This is a genomic window from Streptomyces sp. NPDC028298, from assembly GCF_055565895.1.
The window spans coordinates 1,644,410-1,664,797 of record NZ_JBVHTL010000001.1; the positions used below are offsets into that span (position 1 = coordinate 1,644,410).

Sequence of the window (20,388 nt, forward strand, 5' to 3'; positions counted from 1 at the left end):
GGGCCGGTCCCTGAGCGGCACCCCCGAGAAGTGCCGTTACGTGTAAGGGGCTTCGGTCCTCCCCAGTGCGGAGGAGCCGGGGTCCGCGGGGAGGAGCGGGAGGTCCCGCGGTTCACCGGACAGTACGAGGAGAAGCGTTTATCGGGCCCATACCTTCATTACGGAAGGTGGCGGCAGGGGGCTGTCACCGTGCACAAGGGGGCAGGCCCGTCATGGGGAACGCAGACACACGGGTGCGCGGCATCGCCGCGCGAGCAGGCGGCTGGAGCGCCCGCCACCGATGGGCGGCCGTCGGAATCTGGGTGCTGTTCGTCGTCCTGGCGATGGGCCTCGGCTCCGCGGCGGGCCGGGTCGACGTCAAGGAGAGCGACCAGCTCAAGGGCGAGACCCACACCGCCGCCAAGATCATCGAGGATGCCGGCATCGAGGAGCCGGCCAGTGAGACGGTTCTGATCCAGGCGAAGGACGCGGGCACCAAGGCCACCGACGCCGAGTTCAGGAGCGCGGTCACCGCGGTCGTCGACGCGGTCGGCGCCACCGGCAAGGTCAGTGACGTGACCTCGCCGTACGACACCAGGTCGATCTCGAAGGACGGGCGCAGCGCGCTCGTCCAGTTCGACATGCGCGGCGACTCGGAGACGGCGGGCGATCGCGTCGCGCCCGTGCTGGACGCCGTCAAGGGCGTGCAGAAGGACCACTCCGGGCTGCGGATCGAGGAGATCGGCGCCGCGAGCATGATGAAGCAGTACGACGAGGCGTTCGGCGACGACTTCCAGAAGGCCGAACTCTCCGCCGTCCCGGTGGCGCTGGGCATCCTGCTGATCGCGTTCGGCGCGCTGGTGGCGGCCCTGCTTCCGGTGGCGCTCGCGGTCACCGCGATCATGGCGACGATGGGCCTGATGGGCATCGTCAGCCATCTGATGCCGATGAGCGACACGGCCAACTCCGTGATGCTGCTGGTGGGTCTGGCCGTCGGCGTCGACTACTGCCTGTTCTATCTGCGGCGTGAGCGTGAGGAGCGCGAGGCGGGCCGCGACGCCGGTACGGCCCTGCGGATCGCCGCCGCCACCAGTGGCCGCGCCATCATCGTCTCCGGCGTCACCGTGTGCGTGGCGATGGCGGGCATGCTGTTCACGGGGCTCGCCGAGTTCGAGGCGATGGGCCTGGCCTCGCTGATGGTCGTCGCGGTCGCCATGGTCGGCTCGGTGACCGTGCTGCCCGCGCTGCTCTCCCTGCTCGGCGACCGTGTCGAGAAGGGCCGCGTCCCCTTCCTGCACCGGGCCAAGCGGCGCTCCGCGGCCCAGGGCACCCGCCGTCCGGCCGACGAGGGCAGCCGGTTCTGGGGTGCCGTCCTGCGCGTGGTGCTCGCGAAGCCCGCCGTCGCCCTGGTCGTCGCGACGGGCGCGCTGCTCGCCATCGCCGCTCCCGCGCTCGGCATGAAGACCCAGCAGCTCACCCTGGACAAGGAGTTCGGCGACTCGCTGGCGATCGTCGGCACCTACAACCGGGTCAACGAGGCCTTCCCCGGCGGCTCCGAGCCGGCCGAGGTGGTCGTCAAGGCCCGGGACATCGACGCCGCCGACGTGAAGGCCGCGATCGCCGACTTCCGTGCGGCGGCGGTCAGTTCGGGTGCCTCCCGCGGTCCGGTCGACGTCAAGGTGCACGCCGAGGACAACGTCGCGTTCGTCTTCGTCCCGCTGGTCGGCGGCTCCGACCAGGACAAGGCGGAGAAGAGCCTGGAACTGCTGCGCGACGAGGTGCGACCGCGGACGCTCGGCAAGGTCGACGGCCTCCAGGCGCCCATCACCGGTCAGGTCGCGGGATCGCACGACTTCAACGACCAGCTCGTCGGTTCGGTGACCCCGGTGTTCGCCTTCGTGGTCGTCTTCGCCTTCGTCCTGATGCTGCTCTCCTTCCGTTCGCTGACCATCGCGGTCACCTCGATCGTGCTCAACCTCCTCTCGGTGGCGGCCGCCTACGGCATCCTCGTCGCGGTCTTCCAGCACGGCTGGGGTGCCTCCCTGGTGGGCGCGGCGGGTGTGGGCGCCATCGTCACCTGGCTGCCGCTGTTCCTCTTCGTGATCCTCTTCGGGCTGTCGATGGACTACCACGTGTTCGTGGTGTCCCGGATCCGTGAGGCACGGCTGCGGGGCCGCAGCACCAAGGACGCGATCCGGCACGGGGTGGTCACCACGGCGGGTGTCGTCACCAGCGCCGCCGTCATCATGGTCGCCGTCTTCGCGATCTTCGGAACGCTGTCCATGCAGTCCATGAAGCAGATGGGCGTGGGCCTGGCGGCCGCGGTGCTCATCGACGCGACGATCATCCGGGGTGTCCTGCTCCCCGCGGTGATGGCGCTGCTCGGCGAGCGCAACTGGTACCTGCCGAAGTGGCTGAACCGGATGCCCGACCTCACCCACGACGAGGCCCCCGAGGCCGTCGCGCCGCCGGTACGGCCCCAGGGCGAGCGGGCCGGGGTCTAGCCGGCCGACGCCGGTCGCCGGAGCGCCTCGTCCGCCCAGGGCCCGTCGGTCTCCTCCTCCCGGAGGGGCCGACGGGCCCTTCGGCGTTCCGGTCCGCCGGAATGGGAGACTGGCCGACGGACGGCACGCACCCCGGAGCCGTCGTACGCGAGGACACGGAGGCGGAGCGATGGACGAGGCACGGGCGCGGGACGTGCTGGCCGCGGCGAAGGTGCTGCCGGGGCCGGTGCGGGACGCGTCACTCCTCGCCCTCGGCGAGAACGCGGTGTTCGGCGCCGGTGATCTGGTCGTCAAGGTGGGCCGTGACGCCGAACTCCACGACCGGGCCCGCCGGGAGCTGGCGATCGCCGCGTGGCTCGCCGCGTCGGGCGTCCCCGCGGTGCGGGCCGCCGAACCGGAGGCGCTGCTCGTCGACGGGCACCCCGTGACGGTGTGGCACCGGCTGCCCGACGCCGTCCGCCCCGCCGAGCCGCGCGACCTGGCGGAGCTGCTACGGATCGTGCACGCGCTGCCCTCCCCGTCCTTCCCGCTGCCGCCCCGGGAACTCCTCGGCGGTGTGGAGCGCTGGCTGCGGCTGGCGGGCGACGCGATCGACCCCACGGACGCGGCGTACCTGCGGGAGCGGCGCGACGGCTTCGCCGCGGCGGCCGCCGCGCTGACCCCGCACCTCCCGCCGGGCCCGATCCACGGCGACGCGCTGCCCCGCAACGTGCACGTCGGTCCGGACGGCCCGGTCCTGGTCGACCTGGAGACCTTCTCCGCGGATCTGCGCGAGCACGATCTGGTGGTCATGGCCCTGTCCCGCGACCGCTACGGGCTTCCTACCGAGGCCTACGAGTCCTTCACCGGGACGTACGGCTGGGACGTGCGGGAGTGGGAGGGCTGCTCGGTGCTCCGGGGCGCCCGCGAGACCGCGAGCTGCGCCTGGGTCGCCCAGCACGCGCCGACCAACCCCAAGGCGTCGGCCGAGTTCGAACGCCGGGTGGCGTCCCTGCGGGACGGCGACGAGACGGTGCGCTGGTACCCGTTCTGACCTGCCGCCGGGGTGCCGCCCGGACGCCGGGTGGCCGCCCGCCGGGGGCGTGACAGGAGTCCCGGCCCCGCGGTCGGCGCGGACGCCGCGGTCGGCTCAGACGCGTTCGTCCGCCAGGTCCCGCAGGGGCCAGGTCCCGTCCACCACCGCGTCCGCCTCGCCCTTGCGGCGCAGGAAGGACTGGAAGTCGGCCGCCCAGTCCGCGTACCACTCGATCTGGCGGCGGTGCAGCTCGACGGGGCCGAGGGCCGCGACCTTGGGGTGGCGGCCGGCTATCGCGCAGGCGAGCCGGGCGGCGGCGAGGGCGTCGGCCGAGGCGTCGTGGGCGGAGTCCAGGACCACCCCGTACTCGGTGCAGACCGCCTCCAGGTTGCGCTTGCCCCGGCGGTAGCGGTCCACGGAACGGTCGATCGTGTACGGGTCGATGACGGGTGCCGGGTCGACGCCGCCGAGCCGCTCGCGCAGCGAGGGCAGTCCGTGGCGCAGCAGCTCGGCGGAGAGCAGCGTGAGGTCGAAGGCCGCGTTGTACGCGACGACCGGGACGCCGGTGCGCCAGTAGGTGACGAGGACGTCCGCGATGGCGTCGGCGACCTCGTCCGCCGGGCGGCCCTCCGCGGTCGCGCGTTCGTTGGAGATGCCGTGCACCGCCACGGCGTCGACCGGGATCTCCACGCCCGGATCGGCCAGCCATTCACGGCGGCCCAGTGGCTCCCCGTCCCTGACCTCTATCACGGCACCCGTGACGATGCGCGACTCGCGCGGATCGGTCCCGGTCGTCTCCAGGTCGAAGCCGATCAGCAGCTCCCGGTGCCAGCCCATGGGCGGCCCCCCTTCTTCGTGGTGCTTTCCCCCAGTGGTCCCCACGATCCCATGAGCCACTGACAATCCGGGGACCGCGTTCCACCCGGCCACGGGGAACGGCCTTTCAGGACACAGGCCGCGAATCCGCCCAAGCCACCTCGAACTCTTCGCGATAGGTGGGGAAAAGTCCCTCTTCGCCGATCTGGTCCGGTTTGAGCAGGCGGCTCCCGCCGCGCAGCACCAGGACCGGCGCCTCCATGCCCCGCGTCCGGCGCAGATAGGACTGCACGACCGCGATGCCGTCCGAGCCGTCACCGTCGACGAGGTACGCGGTGAAGCGGGGGGTCTCGTCGTAGACCTGGATCTCGAAGGCGTCCGGGTCGCGCAGCCGGGACCGCACCCGCCGCATGTGCAGGATGTTCATCTCGACCGACCGGCTCAACTCGCCGCGTTTGATGCCGAGTTCGCGCTCGCGCCGCTTGACGGCGCTGGAGGCGGGGTTCAGGAACAGCAGTCGCGTGCGGCAGCCGGCCTCGGCGAGCCGGACCAGCCGGCGCCCGGAGAAGTTCTGCACCAGCAGGTTCAGTCCGATGCCGACCGCGTCGAGCCGGCGGGCGCCGCCGAAGAGGTCCTCGGCGGGGAACTGGCGCAGCAGCCGCACCCGGTCGGAGTGCACCCCGACGACGTCCGCGTAGCGGTCGCCGACGAGGTCCTCGACGGCGTCCACGGGCAGCCTGCGCGCGGAGGGCACGTCGCTCCCGGCGCCGAGGATCTCCAGGAGTTTCGCCGCGGCCCGCTCGGCCTGGTTGAGCACGGCCTCGGACAGGGCGCGGTTGCGTGACACGACGTTCCGGGTCACTTCCAGCTCGTCCAGGGCGAGTTCGACGTCCCGGCGTTCGTCGAAGTAGGGCTCGAAGCACGGCCAGTGCTGGACCATCAGCTCACGCAACTGGGGCAGCGTGAGGAAACTCAGCACGTTGTCGTCGGCCGGGTCGAGCAAGTACCCCTTGCGGCGGCTGACTTCGCGCACGGCGACGGCGCGCTGCACCCACTCCTGGCCGGCCGGTCCCGCGGCGGCGACCACCCAGTCGTCACCGTGGACGGGTTCGTAGATGGGCCGGAGAACAGCGGCCACGACCGCGCGCAGCCGCTGTTCCACCAGGTTCAGCCAGATGTAGGCGCGCCCGGCCCGCTGGGCGCGCGTACGCACCTCGCGCCAGGCGTCGGCGCCCCAGTCCAGTTCCGGTCCGATGGATCCCATCTCCATCGGCCGTGCCAGGGACACCGCGCCGGGTGGGACATCTGTGGAGTTTCCCTCGTGACCCTCGTCACCAGGAGGCAGCTCCAGCCCTCCCGAGCCCACCCACGCACCGCCTTCCGCTCCCCCGAGCACTCCCCAGGGCCAGGCCCCAATCAACGATCAAGGAAGGGTACTCCGGGAGCGGCGAGCGGTGCAGCCCGATGCACAGGTCGTTTCCCAACTACCTAGGTTCGACATGCCCGTTCTGGTCCGCGAGCTCCGGCGGAGTGAGCGGATTCATAGCGGTGACGTCACGCGGGGCGATGGAGAATCCCTGCCAGTGGACCGGCATCGGCTGCTGGTCCTCGTCGCGGGCGATGTGGTGGAAGCCCACGTTGACCCAGACCACGGGGTGGGTGAGCGTCTGTCCGTCGACCCACTTGTCGACGGATTTGCCGTGCCCGGCACCGCAGTTGCGCAGGTTGTCGCTGGCGAACTGCTCGCACTTGTTGTACTCGGTGAAGTAGACGTCGTGCTTGGTGAAGGCGTGGCCGAGGTACTTGGTGGTCGCGCCCGGGACGAGCTCGTAGGAGCGCGCGTGGTTGTCCTTGTTCTTGCCGGTGTTGCTGACCAGGCGCCACCAGCGCATGTTCTTGGCGTCGCCGGCGAGTTCCTTGCCGACCTTGGTGACCGTGGTCTTGTTGCTGGGGGCCTCCTGGCCCGAGGCGGGCGGGCTGACCACCGAGTCGTACTGCTCGACCTTCGACTTGGACGAGCCGTCCAGGTTGAAGTTGAGCCGCCAGAAGATGTTGTGGCTGTGGCTCGTGGCGTAGTCCTTGGCGCCCTTGCCGAGCGGCCAGCCGCGGCCGTCGCCCGCGTCGTAGTCACCGGGCGAGAGGCTGCCGGTGGCGCCGACGTTCATGTTGAGGGTGCCGTCGTCCTGGAAGCGCCACTCGGTGATGTACTCGTACCAGCCGACCTTGTTGACGGTGTAGACGAGCAGGTCCTTGCCCTGCTTCTGGAAGACCTTGTTCCCGGTGTCGGCCTCCATGCGGTAGGCGTGGCCGCGTGAACGGGTCGTGGTGCACAGGCCCTTGACGTTCGCGTGCTGCGGGTCCCAGGCGTCGGGGACCTTGACCGTCTTGATGGCGCCGCCGGGGCACTCGGCGGGGGCCATGTCGACCAGGCCCTGGCCGAAGCCGGCGCCGGTGAGGTCGCTGTACTCGACCGAGCCGTCGTCGTAGGGCACGTCGATCTGGGCGAGCTTGGCGGTGGCCAGGACCTTGATCGGCTGGGCCTCGCCGGGGGGCTGGTAGGAGATGTCCTCCAGGACGAGCCCGGCCTCGCTCTCGTAGTGCCAGCACATCCGCCAGGTGGTGCCGGTGGCGAGCTTCTGTTCGATCCGGAACGCGGCGCTGCAGTCGGGGGCCGGAGCGGGCGCGGACCGGGGCTGGGCGACGGCCGGTCCCGCGGCCGTCGTCGCGCCGGCGGCCAGGGCGAGCGCGGAGAGGCCCACGGCGGCCCGGCTGCGGGCACGGCTGTTTCTGTTGACGCGCATGAAGACATGACTCCTTGCGGAAAGCTGTGAAGGTGGGAAGGAAAGAAAGGCGGCGCTCAGCCGAGCCTGCCGACCTTGCGGGCGCTCAGGTCGATCACCAGGTCACGGCTGTCGATCCAGGGCCCGTTCTTGACCTTCGGGAAGAGCCGGACGCACCGGTGCTCGCCACAGGCGCCGAGGGCGGCGGGCCGGACGCCGGGGGTCGCGCGGTAGACCATGCTGTTGAGCATGAGCTGATCGGGCGAGGTGAGTTCCTTGCCGGTCGCGTCCTTGAAGTCGGCCTTCAGGCCGGCGCCGAGCGGATCGGCGATCAGCAGCTTGGCGGCCTCGGACATCTCGTCCCGGCTGATCGGCGGCTGCACGCCGTGCTGGACACCCGCCTCCACGACCTTCTCCGTGTCGAGGTCGACGGTCTTGGTGACGAGCGTGTCGTCCTTGTAGTCGTAGAACGTGATGTCGGCGCGGCGCGGCGCGTCCGGGTTGTCCAGATCGGCCGTGTCGGGTTCGGCGAGGTCCACACCGATGCGCTGCGGTCCGCGCGCGCCCTCGACGTTCTCGCTCGAGTTGAAGAGCTGCCGGTTCACCGCGATCCGCTCGGCGCGCCGCATCTCGTCGTCGGTCAGCGGGTCACGGCCCTTGCCCTTGTCCCCCTCGGCCGGCGCCCGCTCGACGACGCCGGGCCGCACGACGCCGCCCTGCCCGTCCTGCGCCGCCTGCTGCGCGGACCCGCCGTTCGCGCCGGTCCCGCTCGTTCCGCCCGATTCGTCGGCCCCCGCCGACCCCGGAAGGGTGATCCCGATCATCACGGCCGTGCCGGCCACCGCGATGGCCGCACCCGCCACCACCTTGCCCAGATGGCGGTGCACTATCTTGCGCACATTTCCCCCTACTCCCCCTACATCCCCAGGAGTCGTTTGAGTCCCACTGGTTCGGCATACGAGATATGCCTGGTCGCGGGGTAAGAGGGATGTAAGGCATGTGAGGTTCCATCACTTTCGGGGAGACTCGGTTCGGACTCGCCCCCTGGGGCACGGAACTACTGGAAGAGTCATATCCATGCAGGTCTGGCCTGGCGAGGCGTATCCACTCGGTGCCACGTACGACGGCGCCGGTACCAATTTCGCGGTCTTCTCGGAGGCCGCCGACCGTATTGAGCTGTGTCTTCTGCACGACGACGGGTCGGAGACGGCCGTCGAACTGCGGGAGACCGACGCGTTCGTGCGCCACGCGTACCTGCCCGGCGTCATGCCCGGGCAGCGGTACGGCTTCCGGGTGCACGGGCGGTACGCGCCCGAGCGCGGGCAGCGCGCCAACTCCGCGAAACTGCTGCTCGACCCGTACGCGCGTGCGATCGCCGGCGCCGTGAACTGGGGCGAGGAGGTGTACGGATACCCCTTCGGGTCACCCGACAAGCGCAACGACCTCGACTCGGCGCCGCACACGATGTCCTCGGTCGTGGTCAACCCGTACTTCGACTGGGGCGACGACCGGCGCCCCCGGACGGAGTACCACCACACGGTGATCTACGAGGCCCACGTGAAGGGCCTCACGATGCTGCACCCCGAGCTCCCGGACGAGCTGCGCGGCACGTACGCGGCCCTCGCCCATCCGGCGATCATCGAACACCTGACGGAACTGGGTGTCACGGCGCTGGAGCTGATGCCCGTGCACCAGTTCGTGAACGACCACCGGCTGGCCGACATGGGCCTCAGCAACTACTGGGGCTACAACACGATCGGCTTCTTCGCCCCGCACAACGCGTACGCCTCCTGGGGCGACCGGGGCCAGCAGGTGCTGGAGTTCAAGTCGGCCGTCCGGGCGCTGCACGAGGCCGGCATCGAGGTCATCCTCGACGTGGTCTACAACCACACGGCCGAGGGCAACCACCTCGGGCCGACGCTGTCCTTCCGGGGCCTCGACAACGCCTCGTACTACCGTCTGGCGGACGACCCCCGCTACTACATGGACACCACGGGCACCGGCAACTCGCTCCTGATGCGCTCGCCGCACGTCCTGCAACTGATCATGGACTCGCTGCGCTACTGGGTCACCGACATGCACGTGGACGGCTTCCGCTTCGACCTCGCGGCCACGCTGGCGCGCCAGTTCCACGAGGTGGACCGGCTGTCGTCGTTCTTCGACCTCGTCCAGCAGGACCCGGTGGTCTCCCAGGTCAAGCTGATCGCCGAGCCCTGGGACGTCGGCGAGGGCGGCTATCAGGTGGGCAACTTCCCGCCCCTGTGGACGGAGTGGAACGGCAAGTACCGCGACACCGTACGGGACCTGTGGCGCGGCGAGCCGCGCACGCTGGCCGAGTTCGCGTCCCGGCTGACCGGCTCCTCCGACCTCTACCAGGACGACGGACGCCGTCCGCTCGCCTCGATCAACTTCGTGACCTGCCACGACGGCTTCACCCTGAACGACCTCGTGTCGTACAACAACAAGCACAACCAGGCCAACGGCGAGGACAACCGGGACGGCGAGAGCCACAACCGCTCCTGGAACTGCGGCGCCGAGGGCGACACGGACGACCCCGACGTGCTGGCGCTGCGGGCCCGGCAGCGGCGCAACTTCATCGCCACCCTGATGCTCTCCCAGGGCGTGCCGATGCTCAGCCACGGCGACGAGTTCGCGCGCTCCCAGGGCGGCAACAACAACGCGTACTGCCAGGACAGCGAGCTGGCCTGGGTGCCGTGGCCGGAGGAGGACTGCGAGCTCCTCGCGTTCACGCGCGCGATGGTGTGGCTGCGCCGCGACCATCCCGTCTTCCGGCGGCGGCGCTTCTTCCACGGACGGCCCGTCCAGGGCACCCACGACGAGCTCTCCGACATCGCGTGGTTCACCCCGGAGGGCCAGGAGATGACCCAGCGCGACTGGGGTTCCGCGCAGGCCAGGGCGCTGTCGGTGTTCCTCAACGGCAACGCGATCTCCGAGCCGGGCGCCCGCGGGGAGCGCATCGCGGACGACTCCTTCCTGCTGATGTTCAACGCCTCCCCCAAGCCCCTGGAATTCGTCGTACCGGCCGACCACGGCCGCCAGTGGCAGGTCGTCGTCGACACCTCCCTCGCGGAGGGCGTGGCCCCGGGTACGGGCGCCAAGGTCACGGCCGGTGACCGGCTGACCCTGGTCGACCGGAGCATGACGGTGCTTCAGCGGCCCGCGTAGGACGGCCCTCCCGGGAGCACGCGCGCGTGGACCGCTTCTCCGGCGGACACGCGCGCGTGGGCTCTCCCACGAGACCCGCGCGCGTGCACGGCTCCCTTGGCAGCGCGCGCGTGGGCCTCCTAGGGGGGCCGTGCGTGCCCTTCTGGAGGCGCCGGTGACAGAAGTCCGGCCGGACGGGTACGTAGACACGCATGACACCTGAGCGCCCCGAACCGGCGATCGCGCACTCGGTCGTCCCCGGCCCGGTCGTCCCCTACGTGCCGACCGCCACCTACCGGCTCCAGCTCCAGCCGCAGTTCCCCTTCCGCCGCGCCGAGGCGGCCGTGCCCTATCTGGCCTCGCTCGGCGTCTCCCACCTGCACCTGTCCCCCGTCCTGGAGGCCGTCCCCGGTTCGACGCACGGCTACGACGTGGTGGACCACACGCGCGTACGGGACGAACTCGGCGGCGAGGAGGGGCTGCGTTCCCTGGCCCGCACCGCGCGGGAGCACGGTCTCGGGCTCGTCGTGGACATCGTCCCGAACCACATGGCGATGGCGCCGCGCCACAACCACGCCCTGTGGGAGGTCCTGCGCGAGGGCCCCGATTCGCCGTACGCCCGCTGGTTCGACATCGACTGGGACGCCCAGGACGGCCGGCTGCTGCTGCCGGTGCTCGGGGACCGCCTCGGCGCCGAGATCGGCGAGCTCAAGGTCGACGGCGACATACTGCGCTACTACGACCACGTGTTCCCGCTGCGCGAGGGCACCGCGAAACTGCCGATGCCCCGGCTGCTGGACGCCCAGTGGTACCGCCCCGCGTGGTGGCGGCTGGCCCGCACCGAGCTCAACTACCGCCGCTTCTTCAGCATCTCGGAGCTCATCGGGGTGCGCGTCGAGGACCCCGAGGTGTTCGCGGCGACCCACGCGAAGATCCTGGAGCTCGTCGCCGACGGGGTGATCGACGGTCTGCGCGTCGACCACCCGGACGGGCTGGCGGACCCGGACGCCTATCTGCGCCGGCTGCACGAGGCGACCCGCGGCCGCTGGACGGTCGTCGAGAAGATCCTCGCGGACGGCGAACCGCTCCCGCCCGCCTGGCCCGTGGCGGGCACCACCGGCTACGACGCCCTGCGGCACGTCGACGGCCTCTTCACCGACGAGGCCGGCGCGAGCCGTCTCCTCGGCCGCTACCGGCGCTTCGCCGGCCCGCAGGCCGACCGGGGCGGCCACTGGGAGAGCACGGTGCGCCGGGCGGCGTACAAGGTGATCACGTACGAACTGGCCACGGAGGTCGAACGCCTCACCCGCGAGGTGAGCGCGCTGTGCGCCGCGTCCCCCGACCCCGCCGCCCGCGACCACGCCCCCTGGGCCCTGGGCGCCGCGCTGCGGGAGCTCCTGGTCCGCCTGGAGGTGTACCGGCCCTACCCGTCCACGGACGCCTCCCGGGTGATCACCGAGGGGGCCGCCGCCGAGGCCAGGTCGGCGTTCCGGGTGCCCGAGGAGGCACACGCCGTGGACGTCGTACGGGATCTGCTGCTCGGCGACGGCGACGGACCCGGTGAGGCCGCCTTCCGGGCCCGGTTCGCGCAGACCTCGTCGGCGCTGCGGGCCAAGTCGGTGGAGGACACGGCGTTCTACCGCTATGTGCCGCTGCTGTCGGCGAACGAGGTGGGCGGCGACCCGGGCCGCCCCGCGGTGTCCCCGGACGACTTCCACGCCTACTGCGCGCGCGTGCAGCGCGACTGGCCCGCCACCGGGACCGTCCTGTCGACCCACGACACCAAGCGCAGCGCGGACGTCCGCGCCGCCGTCGCCGTCCTCACCCAGTGCCCGGAGGCCTGGTCCGAGGTCCTCGCGCAGGTGGCGGACGAAGTACCCGGGAGCCCCGACCCGCAGGTGGCGTGGGCGGCGTGGCAGACGGTGTTCGGGCTCGGCCCGGCCGCCGGCGAGGACGGGGCGGGGGCCCACACCGAGCGGGTCCGGGACGCCCTGCTGAAGCACATCAGGGAGGCCGGGACGCGCACCGCCTGGACCGAGCGGGACCCCGCGTACGAGGACGCGGTGACGGCGTTCGTCACGGACGGGCCGTGCGGGCCCCCTGGACGGCACGTGGCCGCCCTGCGCGCCTCGCTGGCCCCGCACGTGCGGGCGAACGTCCTGGGGGCCGCCCTGGTCCATCTGACGATGCCCGGGGTGCCGGACGTGTACCAGGGCACCGAGGACGAGTATCTGGCCCTCGTGGACCCGGACAACCGGGAGCCGTTCGCGCCGCGCGACCCGTCCGCGGAGAAGCCCGCGCTCACGGCCGCCGCGCTGCGGCTGCGCGCCCGGCGGCCCGACCTCTTCGGAGAGGCGGCGACGTACGCGCCACTGCATGCCGAGGGGCCGGCGGCGGAGCACTGTGTGGCGTTCGCGCGCTCCGGAGAGGTGATCGCGGCCGTCACCCGGCTGTCGCTGGGGCTCGCCGAGGCCGGCGGCTGGCGGGACACCGTTCTCGCGCTCCCCGAAGGACGGTGGGCCGACGTGCTCCCCTCCGGCACCGGGGAGCGGGAGTTCACGGGGCACGCGCGCGTGGCGGACCTCTTCGAGCGGTCCCCCGTCGTCCTGCTGGAGCGCGTCAGCGCGGACACACCGGGAGGGTCCGGGGAGAGCGGCTGACCAGGCCCTCGGGGCGCGGCCGGGGCCCGGGGGCCCGGCGCGGGCCCGGCAGCACGTCCAGCAGGGCGAGCAGCCCGGCCTCCGCCGTCAGCCGGGCCAGCGCCTCGCCGAGGCAGTGGTGCGGTCCCGCGCCGTACGGGAGGGCGCCCGGGTCGGCGCGGAAGAGGTCGTAGCGGTCCGGGTCGGCGAACCGTGCCGGGTCGCGGCCCGCGGCGCCGAGCAGACACGCCACGGTGGCGCCCTCGGGTATCGGGCCGATCGGTTCGAGCGCCCGGCGCGGCACGATCTGCACCGGGGGGTCGCGGCGCAGCGACTCGGCCCAGGCGGCGCCCGTCAGTCCGGGGCGGGCGCGGATCAGGTCGAGCAGGCCCGGGTGGTCGAGCAGGTTGGCGAGGAACGAGGCGAGGGCGCGCGCGGTCGTGCCGCCGGCCGCGCCCAGCACGGTCCCGGCGACAGCGGTCACGGCCTCGTCGGGCAGCGGTCGTCCGCCGGGCCGGGCCGCGCACAGCGCGGAGAGCAGATCGTCGCCGGGGTGGGTACGACGGCGGGCCAGGTGGGGGCGCAGGTAGGCGTCGAGTCCGGGACGGTGGCCGAGGTGGTCGAGGCCCGTGCGGCACCAGGCGTGTACGCGCGCGGTGTCCTCGTACGGCAGTCCGAGCGCGGTGACGGCGGCGGCGACGGGCAGCCACTGGCAGAACTCGGACACGAGGTCGGCTTCCTGACGGCCCGCCAGGCGGCTGGCCAGGACGTGGGCGGTGCGCTCGACGCCCGCCCTTAGTCCGGCCGGCATCCCTTCCGCCAGCGCCGCGGAGACGGCGGCCCGGTGCGCGGCGTGCGTGCCGTCCTCCCCGTGGTCCGGCCCGGGTCCGGGTGACGGCGGGGCGAGCCGGGGGTCCGCGAGCGCGGCGCGGACGTCGGCGTGGCGGCTGATCAGCCAGGCGCCGAACGGTTCGTCGAGGACCAGGGGGAAGTCCCGGCGCAGGGTGCGGTGGAGCGGGTGGGGGTCACGCTCGGTCCCCGGGTCGAGCAGGCTCGCGGGGGCGTCCGCGCGCGCGGACGGCCCGCTCGGCGGGGTGTACGGCCCGCAGGGCCCGTCCGGCGAGGGGCGGAACGGGACCGCGGGGCGGGGCCGGACCGCGGGACGGGACGGGGCGGAGGGGCGGGCCGGGACGGGAGGGGAGGGGACGGGAGCGGACGGGACCAGCGACGCGCGCGCCCGGGCCGGTGGGCCCGTGGGGGTCGCCGTCGGGGCGCCTTCGCCGGGAAGGCCGTGTGGACACAGCACCGCGGGCCACCACCTCGGGTCTGCGCGCCGGACCCGCGCGCGGTTGTTCCGAGTGGACCACCGCCCGCCCCGCACCGCAGTTCCCGTACACCCGGACGAGTGAATCGTGTACGTAGAAACGGCTTGTCCGCCGGGGGTGCGCGCGTACGCCGGTCGTCCCCTCCGGGGCGCCCTCTCTCGCGGCGCGCGCCCCCGTTCTCCGCAGGCCTGCGGGACGCGGTCCGCCGGCAACGGGCGGGCCCGCGCACCTTCCGCTGCCCGTTGCCAGCGGAAAATGCCACCCGGGCTCCCTCCGGGCCGCGCCGACGCCTGCTTGACAGTTCTCCGAGACCGTGGAGTACTGCCAAAAGCGACGCAGGGCGGACAAGTCGGGGGTGAGTCATCTGCCGGAGTTGCGCTACCCCAGTGTGACCGAAATCGTGTCGTCCGCCCGCGCGCTGGCGGCCCACCGGCCCGATCTCTGCGTCCTCAGGCAAGTGGGCACCTCCCGCGCGGGCAGACCCCTCCACCTGCTGTCCGTCGGCCATGCCCGGCGCACGGTGCTCGTCGTCGCGGGGGCCCACGCCAACGAACCCACGGGCGGCTCGACGCTGCTGTCACTGGCCGAACGTGTGCTGTTACGGCGGGAGTTGCGCCGGGACACCTCCTGGCACTTCCTGCTCTGCGCGGACCCGGACGGGGCGAGTCTCCACGTCACCCCCGCGCCGCGGACCCTCCTCGAGTACCACCTGGGGTTCTTCCGTCCGGCCGGACCCGAGCAGCCGGAGTGGTCGCCCTCCGTCCTGCCGCCCGACCGGCTGCCGCCGGAGACGCGGACGCTGACCGGGGTGATCGACGAGGTGCGGCCCTACCTCCAGGTGACGCTGCACGGCACCGATCTGGGCGGTAGCTGGGTGCAGTTGACCAAGGACATCCCAGGTCTCGCGGAGCCGTTCGCCAAGTCGGCCGCGGAGCTGCGCATCCCGGTGGAGACGGCCGCCTCGGACGCCGCGGGCTGGCCCGCCTCCGGGCCCGGGGTGCATGTGATGCCGGCGCCCGGCTCGGACACGGCGTACCCGAGCATGCCGGACGACGCCCGGCACAGCACCTGGTACCACGCCCACCGGTACGGCGGTCTGACGGCCGTCGTGGAGGTGCCGATGTGGGCCAGCGACCTCGTGGACGACCCGGCGCCGCACCCCGCGCCCGCGGCGGCGATGCGGCGCCTGGCCCACCGGCTGGTGACGGACGCGGAGCAGGTGGAGGCGGTGCTCGGACGGGCCCGGCCGCGGCTGCGGGGACCCGACGGGCCTCTGCTGCGGGCCTCGAAGTGGGCGCTGGAACTGGTGCCCGGACTCGCCGCGGACTGGTCGCAGCCGCTCCCCGCGGACACGACCATGGCGTACGTGGGCAGTGTGGACGCCTTCGGCCGGCGGATCCCGCTGCGGGCCGCGTCGATGCTGCTGCGCGTCCTCCAGGAGGCCGAGGACCGCGAGGCACCCCGCCTGGAAGAGCTGGTCGCCGACTGGAGCGACGCCTTCGCCCGGCGTTTCCGCGCGCGCTGGGTGCCGCTGGAGAACCAGGTCGAGCACCAGGCCCGTACGGTGATGGCGGCCGCCCGCCACGCGCGCGAGGGCGCCGCCTGACTCAGGCCGACAGGTCGAACACCGCGCCCGTCCGCGCCCCCAGCGCGCAAGAGTTGGAGAACGCGTGCCGGTAGTCGACCCGGCGGCCCTCCCAGACGCCGTGCGCCGACGCCGTCACCGGCGCGTACAGCATCGGGCACCTGACGCCGGACCGGCCCGGGATGCGGTCGATGTCGCCCCCGGCCGCGGCGAGTTGCCGGCAGGCGCGGGCGGCGTGGGCGTGGCCCTGGGGCGGGTCGCAGAGCAGCAGGACGCCACGGGTGTCGCTGGAGCGGGCGTCGCCGCGGGTGACGGCCAGGCGGAGCCAGTTGCCCGGCAGGCCGTGTCCGGGGGTCGCGTGGGCCGCGGGAGCCGCGCCCGCCAGGAGGAGCGCGAGCGGGAGCAGCACGGCGGCGCGGATCGCTCGAAGGGTTGTCGTCATTCCCGGTGCATCGGCACGGTGGCCCGCGCGGTCCAGCCGGAATCACCCGAACGGGAACGCGTGCCGCGGGGACGCCCCGCGAGGTCGAACGCGGCGAGCACGACACGCGCCTGGTACTCGACCTGACGCGCCACCGGGATCCAGCGCGCTCCGCAGCCGTCGCGGTAGTCGGCACACCACGCGTCGATCAGACGGTCGAGCTCGGGCAGCGCCCCGCCCGGGTCCCGCCCGGAGGCGGTGACCAACTGGTGCAGCAGCCCGGCCGTGCGCAGCGCGACCCGCCGTCCGGCGAGGCGCAGGGCGGTCAGCCGGGCCGTGTCGAGGGAGGGCAGCGCGCGTCCCCCGGCGTCGCGTACGTCGGGGTCCCAGGAGTCGGCGAGTCCGGGGCCGACCAGTAAATAGTCGTCGACGGGCGCCAGCAGGCGGGGCGCGTCGGGCGAGCCGCCGACGCCGGGCCGCACCCGGGCCAGGATGTCCTCCAGGACCTTGGTGTCGTGCCGCAGGGTGCGGCTGACGGAGCGCAGCACGGCGTCGGGATCGGCGGGGCACGTCGGGTCCTCGACGGCGCCGACGCCCCACATGGGTGCCTCGACGATCGCGGTGACCGTGCCGTGCGGCTGGGGGTGGAACCAGGTGGAGTCGACCGCGGCCTCCGTGATGGCCGCGGCGAGGTCTCCCCCGCGCGGCGGCGGGACGCGGTAGACGGCCGGGCCCAGCGCGGGCCAGTACAGGGTGTCGTAGGGGCCGAGTTCGCGCGGGATACCGAGGCGGGCCGCGCTGTGCGCGACCCGCTGGGCCAGTCCCGGCAGGTCGCGGGTGAGTTCGACGAAGGCGCCGCCGACGTCGACGCCGTGCAGGGAGCACTGGAGGAACGGCCTCAGCTCGTCCTGGAGGGCGAGCAGGACACGGGTCTCGGGCAGGGCGGCGCGCCCGGCGCCGTCGGGCAGCCATTCGGGCTGTTCGAGGAAGCCGGGCCGGAAGAAGTTCCGGAAGTAGTGGCCGAGCGTGTAAGGGCCCTGGAGCCAGGCCTCGTTGCGCCGGGAGCCGTCGGGGTCGAGACAGAGCAGCAGGTTCCAGGTGGCGTCCGCGCCCTCGGTGAGGCGGGGGTCGGCGAGGGCCCGTTCGGCCAGCCGGAGGGCGGTCGCGCCGCCGACGGGTTCGTTGGCGTGCGGTCCGGCGACCACGAGGACCTGGCGGCTGCCGCGTCCGACGGACAGGAGCAGCATCGGGGTGCCCGCCCGGGAGGTGCCCACCTGGCGCAGCCGGGCCTCGCCGGGGCGCCGGGCGACGAGCGCGGCGGCGCGGACGCCGAGTTCGTCCACGGTCGGATAGCGGCGGAGTGGCGGCAGGGCACACCTCCACTCGTACGGTGCCGTCGTTTCACCAGATGTACATGAAGTACACACAGTCAGTCACGAGTCGAGGGGTACGTCAACACCGCTGCGGCGAAAGGATGTTGTGGACGCCGGGCGCGCGGGACTCCGCCGGGCGCCCCACGCGGCACCCCGGTCGGGCCGGGGCGCGGGCCCCGGGTTCAGGCCGGGGCAGGCGCCGGAGCTCGGGCCGGGGCAGGCGCCGGAGCTCGGGCCGGGCCGCGGTGCCCGGGTTCAGGCCGAGGTGAGGCGGAACAGCATGCGGCCGAAGCCGATCTGGTCGCCGTCCTTCACGACGGACGCGCCGATGACGCGCCGCCCGTTGACGGTCGTGCCGTTGGTCGACCCGAGGTCGCGCAGCACCCACACACCGTCCTGGCGGCGCAGTTCGGCGTGCACCCGGGACACCGTCTCGTGGTTGAGGCGCAGCCCGCTGGCCGGGTCCCGGCCGATCCGCAGCGGGTAGGCGTCGCCCGGGTCGGGCAATTGCAGCTTCGGCAGCCGCTCGGCCTGCCAGGCCCGGCGCAGCCGGACCGTGAAGCCGGAGACGGCCTCCACGGTGCCGAACACCACCTTCGACCAGCGCCGCCCGGCGGGCTCGTCGCCGGCGGGCAGGTCGGCGGTGAGCACGGCGAGTTCCTCGGACCGGCGGGCGGACAGGACCAGCTCCATGCGGCGGACGAACGTGTCGTGCGAGAGACGGCCGAGCGCGACGCCGTCACGGAGGGACTTGAGCGCCCGGTCGCGCTCCGCGTCGGACAGCCGCGCGGGGTACGGATGGAACTCGAAGGACGACGTCACGTTCGTGATTGTCGGCCAGTAACGACAGGGTGTCCAGAAGACCCGGAAACGGCTGGTGGGGCCGGGTGCGGCCGTTCGCGCGACCAAAGGGCGACGAACACGCGGCAAAAGGGTGGATCCGAAAGCGAATTGATCTCCCGTGGAGCACCATGGACGGGCTGGGTCACTGCGAGCCGACAAGGGGGAAGCGTCCATGCGATTCGAGGTGTGGGCACCACGGGCCGAGCGGATGACGCTCCATTGCGCCGGTGTCACGCGCGCGTTGGACCGTGATCCCGGCCGTTCCGGATGGTGGTCGGGCGAGGCGGAGGCGGCGGAGGGAACCCGGTACGGGTTCGCCGTGGACGACGGTCCCGTCCTGCCCGACCCCCGCTCGCGCCGCCAGCCGGACGGACCGGACGGACTGAGCGCGGTGGTCGACCAGGGCGGGTACGCCTGGCGGGCCGACTGGCCCGGCCGGGCGCTGCCGGGCGCGGTCCTCTACGAACTGCACGTGGGGACGTACACCCCCGAGGGCACCCTGGACGCGGCGGCGGAGCGGCTGGAACACCTGGTCGAACTGGGCGTCACGCACGTCGAGTTGATGCCGCTGTGCCCGTTCCCCGGCCGGCACGGCTGGGGGTACGAGGGGGTCTCCCTGTGGGCCGTGCACGAGCCGTACGGCGGTCCCGAGGCGCTGAAGCGGTTCGTCGACCGGGCGCACGAACTGGACCTGGGCGTGGTCCTCGACGTCGTGCACAACCATCTCGGCCCGTCCGGCAACCATCTGCCCGCGTTCGGGCCCTACTTCACGGACACCCACCAGACCCCGTGGGGTTCCGCGGTGAACCTGGACGCGCCCGGCTCGGACGAGGTGCGCTCGTATCTCCTGGGCAGCGCGCTGGCCTGGCTGCACGACTACCGCCTCGACGGGCTGCGTCTCGACGCGGTGCACGCGCTGCGGGACACCCGGGCGGTGCACTTCCTGGAGGAGCTGTCGGCGGCCGTGGACGCGCTCGCCGGCGACCTGGGCCGGCCGCTGTTCCTGATCGCCGAGTCGGATCTCAACGACCCGCGGCTCATCACGTCCCGCGAGGAGGGCGGCCTCGGGCTGCACGCCCAGTGGAACGACGACTTCCACCACGCGCTGCACACCACGCTGACCGGCGAGGCGCAGGGCTACTACGCGGACTTCGCGAACCCCCCGCTCGCCGCCCTGTGCAAGACGCTGACGTCGGGCTACTTCCACAACGGCACCTATTCCAGCTTCCGCGGGCGGCACCACGGCCGTCCGCTGGACCGGGCGCGGGTCTCGGCGCAGCGGCTGCTGGGCTACACCCAGACCCACGACCAGATCGGCAACCGCGCGCAGGGGGACCGGCTGTCGGCGTCCCTCTCCCCCGGACTGCTGGCCTGCGCCGCCGCGCTGACCCTCACCGCGGCGTTCACGCCGATGCTCTTCATGGGCGAGGAGTGGGGCGCCACGACTCCCTGGCAGTTCTTCACCGACCACACCGATCCCGAGCTCGCGGACGCCGTACGGCGGGGCAGGCGGCGGGAGTTCGCGGCGCACGGCTGGGCCGAGGAGGACGTGCCGGACCCGCAGGACCCCGCGACCCGGGACCGCTCGTGCCTCGACTGGTCGGAGCCCGGACAGGCCCCGCACGCGCGCCTGCTGGCCTGGTACCGCGAGCTGATCGCCCTGCGCCGGAGCCAGGCCGACCTGTCGGACCCCGATCTCGCGGCGGTCAGGGTCGCGCACGATCCGGCCGCCCGCTGGATCGCCGTCCGGCGCGGGGACGTGCGCGTCGCCGTGAACCTCGGCAAGGACCCGGCGGCGATCCCCCTCGGTATCCGCCGCGCGCGGGTCCTCGCGGCCTGGGACCCGGTGGAGGCGCCGGGCACGGACGGGGTGCTGAGCGTGCCGGGCGAGTCGTGCGTGGTGCTGACCCAGGCGTGAGGACGCCCGGCGCGGGACGCCCGCG

At 73.0% G+C, this 20,388-nt stretch carries 14 protein-coding genes; 6 read left to right on the top strand and 8 right to left on the bottom strand.

Going from position 1 to position 20,388, the window contains the following annotated elements; all coding sequences use genetic code 11:
- Window positions 1-212: 212 nt before the first annotated feature.
- On the top strand, window positions 213-2,483 hold the full coding sequence (locus tag ACZ4TO_RS07185) for an MMPL family transporter (protein ID WP_385041015.1): 2,271 nt from the start codon (window positions 213-215) through the stop codon (window positions 2,481-2,483).
- Window positions 2,484-2,652: 169 nt separating this feature from the next.
- Window positions 2,653-3,516: a phosphotransferase enzyme family protein gene (locus ACZ4TO_RS07190; RefSeq protein ID WP_468023646.1), complete on the top strand. Its 864-nt coding sequence runs from the start codon at window positions 2,653-2,655 to the stop codon at window positions 3,514-3,516.
- Window positions 3,517-3,612: 96 nt separating this feature from the next.
- Here ACZ4TO_RS07190 and ACZ4TO_RS07195 read toward each other — a convergent pair whose 3' ends face one another.
- The 4 genes from ACZ4TO_RS07195 to ACZ4TO_RS07210 all read right to left on the bottom strand — a co-directional run bounded on the left by ACZ4TO_RS07195 (window position 3,613) and on the right by ACZ4TO_RS07210 (window position 7,993).
- Entirely contained in the window at window positions 3,613-4,335 is a 723-nt protein-coding gene (locus tag ACZ4TO_RS07195; RefSeq protein ID WP_468023647.1) for an exonuclease domain-containing protein, read from the bottom strand.
- A gap of 106 nt (window positions 4,336-4,441) precedes the next feature.
- A complete protein-coding gene (locus ACZ4TO_RS07200) occupies window positions 4,442-5,680 on the bottom strand; it encodes an SAV2148 family HEPN domain-containing protein (RefSeq protein ID WP_468023648.1) in 1,239 nt (412 codons plus the stop codon).
- A 118-nt stretch (window positions 5,681-5,798) separates the two neighbouring features.
- The gene (locus ACZ4TO_RS07205) at window positions 5,799-7,115 is read right to left on the bottom strand and encodes a copper amine oxidase (protein WP_468023649.1); all 1,317 of its coding nucleotides are present in this window, start codon (window positions 7,113-7,115) and stop codon (window positions 5,799-5,801) included.
- Between the two features lie 56 nt (window positions 7,116-7,171).
- The gene (locus tag ACZ4TO_RS07210) at window positions 7,172-7,993 is read right to left on the bottom strand and encodes a Tat pathway signal sequence domain protein (RefSeq protein ID WP_468023650.1); all 822 of its coding nucleotides are present in this window, start codon (window positions 7,991-7,993) and stop codon (window positions 7,172-7,174) included.
- A 178-nt stretch (window positions 7,994-8,171) separates the two neighbouring features.
- Between ACZ4TO_RS07210 and glgX the strand changes: the two genes are divergently transcribed.
- Window positions 8,172-10,280, top strand: coding sequence for a glycogen debranching protein GlgX (gene glgX / locus ACZ4TO_RS07215; protein ID WP_382788579.1), 2,109 nt, complete (start codon window positions 8,172-8,174; stop codon window positions 10,278-10,280).
- A gap of 191 nt (window positions 10,281-10,471) precedes the next feature.
- Window positions 10,472-12,919, top strand: a complete 2,448-nt coding sequence (gene treY, locus ACZ4TO_RS07220) for a malto-oligosyltrehalose synthase (RefSeq protein ID WP_468023651.1) — start codon at window positions 10,472-10,474, stop codon at window positions 12,917-12,919.
- Here treY and ACZ4TO_RS07225 read toward each other — a convergent pair.
- Window positions 12,879-14,204 (bottom strand): cytochrome P450, encoded by a 1,326-nt coding sequence (locus ACZ4TO_RS07225; RefSeq protein WP_468023652.1) that lies wholly within the window; start codon window positions 14,202-14,204, stop codon window positions 12,879-12,881. The two genes, treY and ACZ4TO_RS07225, sit on opposite strands and share 41 nt — an antisense overlap.
- Window positions 14,205-14,578: 374 nt before the next feature.
- Here ACZ4TO_RS07225 and ACZ4TO_RS07230 point away from each other — a divergent pair, with 374 nt between their 5' ends.
- Window positions 14,579-15,829, top strand: a complete 1,251-nt coding sequence (locus ACZ4TO_RS07230; protein ID WP_382788585.1) for a M14 family zinc carboxypeptidase — start codon at window positions 14,579-14,581, stop codon at window positions 15,827-15,829.
- Between the two features lies 1 nt (window position 15,830).
- Here the strand turns inward: ACZ4TO_RS07230 and ACZ4TO_RS07235 are convergent, their stop codons facing one another.
- From ACZ4TO_RS07235 to ACZ4TO_RS07245, 3 genes are all read right to left on the bottom strand, one after another.
- Complete coding sequence (locus ACZ4TO_RS07235; RefSeq protein WP_468023653.1) at window positions 15,831-16,250, bottom strand: subtilase-type protease inhibitor; 420 nt, start codon at window positions 16,248-16,250, stop codon at window positions 15,831-15,833.
- Window positions 16,247-17,572, bottom strand: a complete 1,326-nt coding sequence (locus ACZ4TO_RS07240) for a M14 family zinc carboxypeptidase (protein WP_468023654.1) — start codon at window positions 17,570-17,572, stop codon at window positions 16,247-16,249. The genes ACZ4TO_RS07235 and ACZ4TO_RS07240 overlap by 4 nt, the downstream gene beginning before the upstream one ends.
- A gap of 285 nt (window positions 17,573-17,857) precedes the next feature.
- Complete coding sequence (locus ACZ4TO_RS07245) at window positions 17,858-18,424, bottom strand: FHA domain-containing protein (RefSeq protein ID WP_382788591.1); 567 nt, start codon at window positions 18,422-18,424, stop codon at window positions 17,858-17,860.
- A gap of 193 nt (window positions 18,425-18,617) precedes the next feature.
- Here ACZ4TO_RS07245 and treZ point away from each other — a divergent pair, with 193 nt between their 5' ends.
- Window positions 18,618-20,363, top strand: a complete 1,746-nt coding sequence (treZ, locus tag ACZ4TO_RS07250; protein WP_468023655.1) for a malto-oligosyltrehalose trehalohydrolase — start codon at window positions 18,618-18,620, stop codon at window positions 20,361-20,363.
- Window positions 20,364-20,388: the final 25 nt, after the last annotated feature.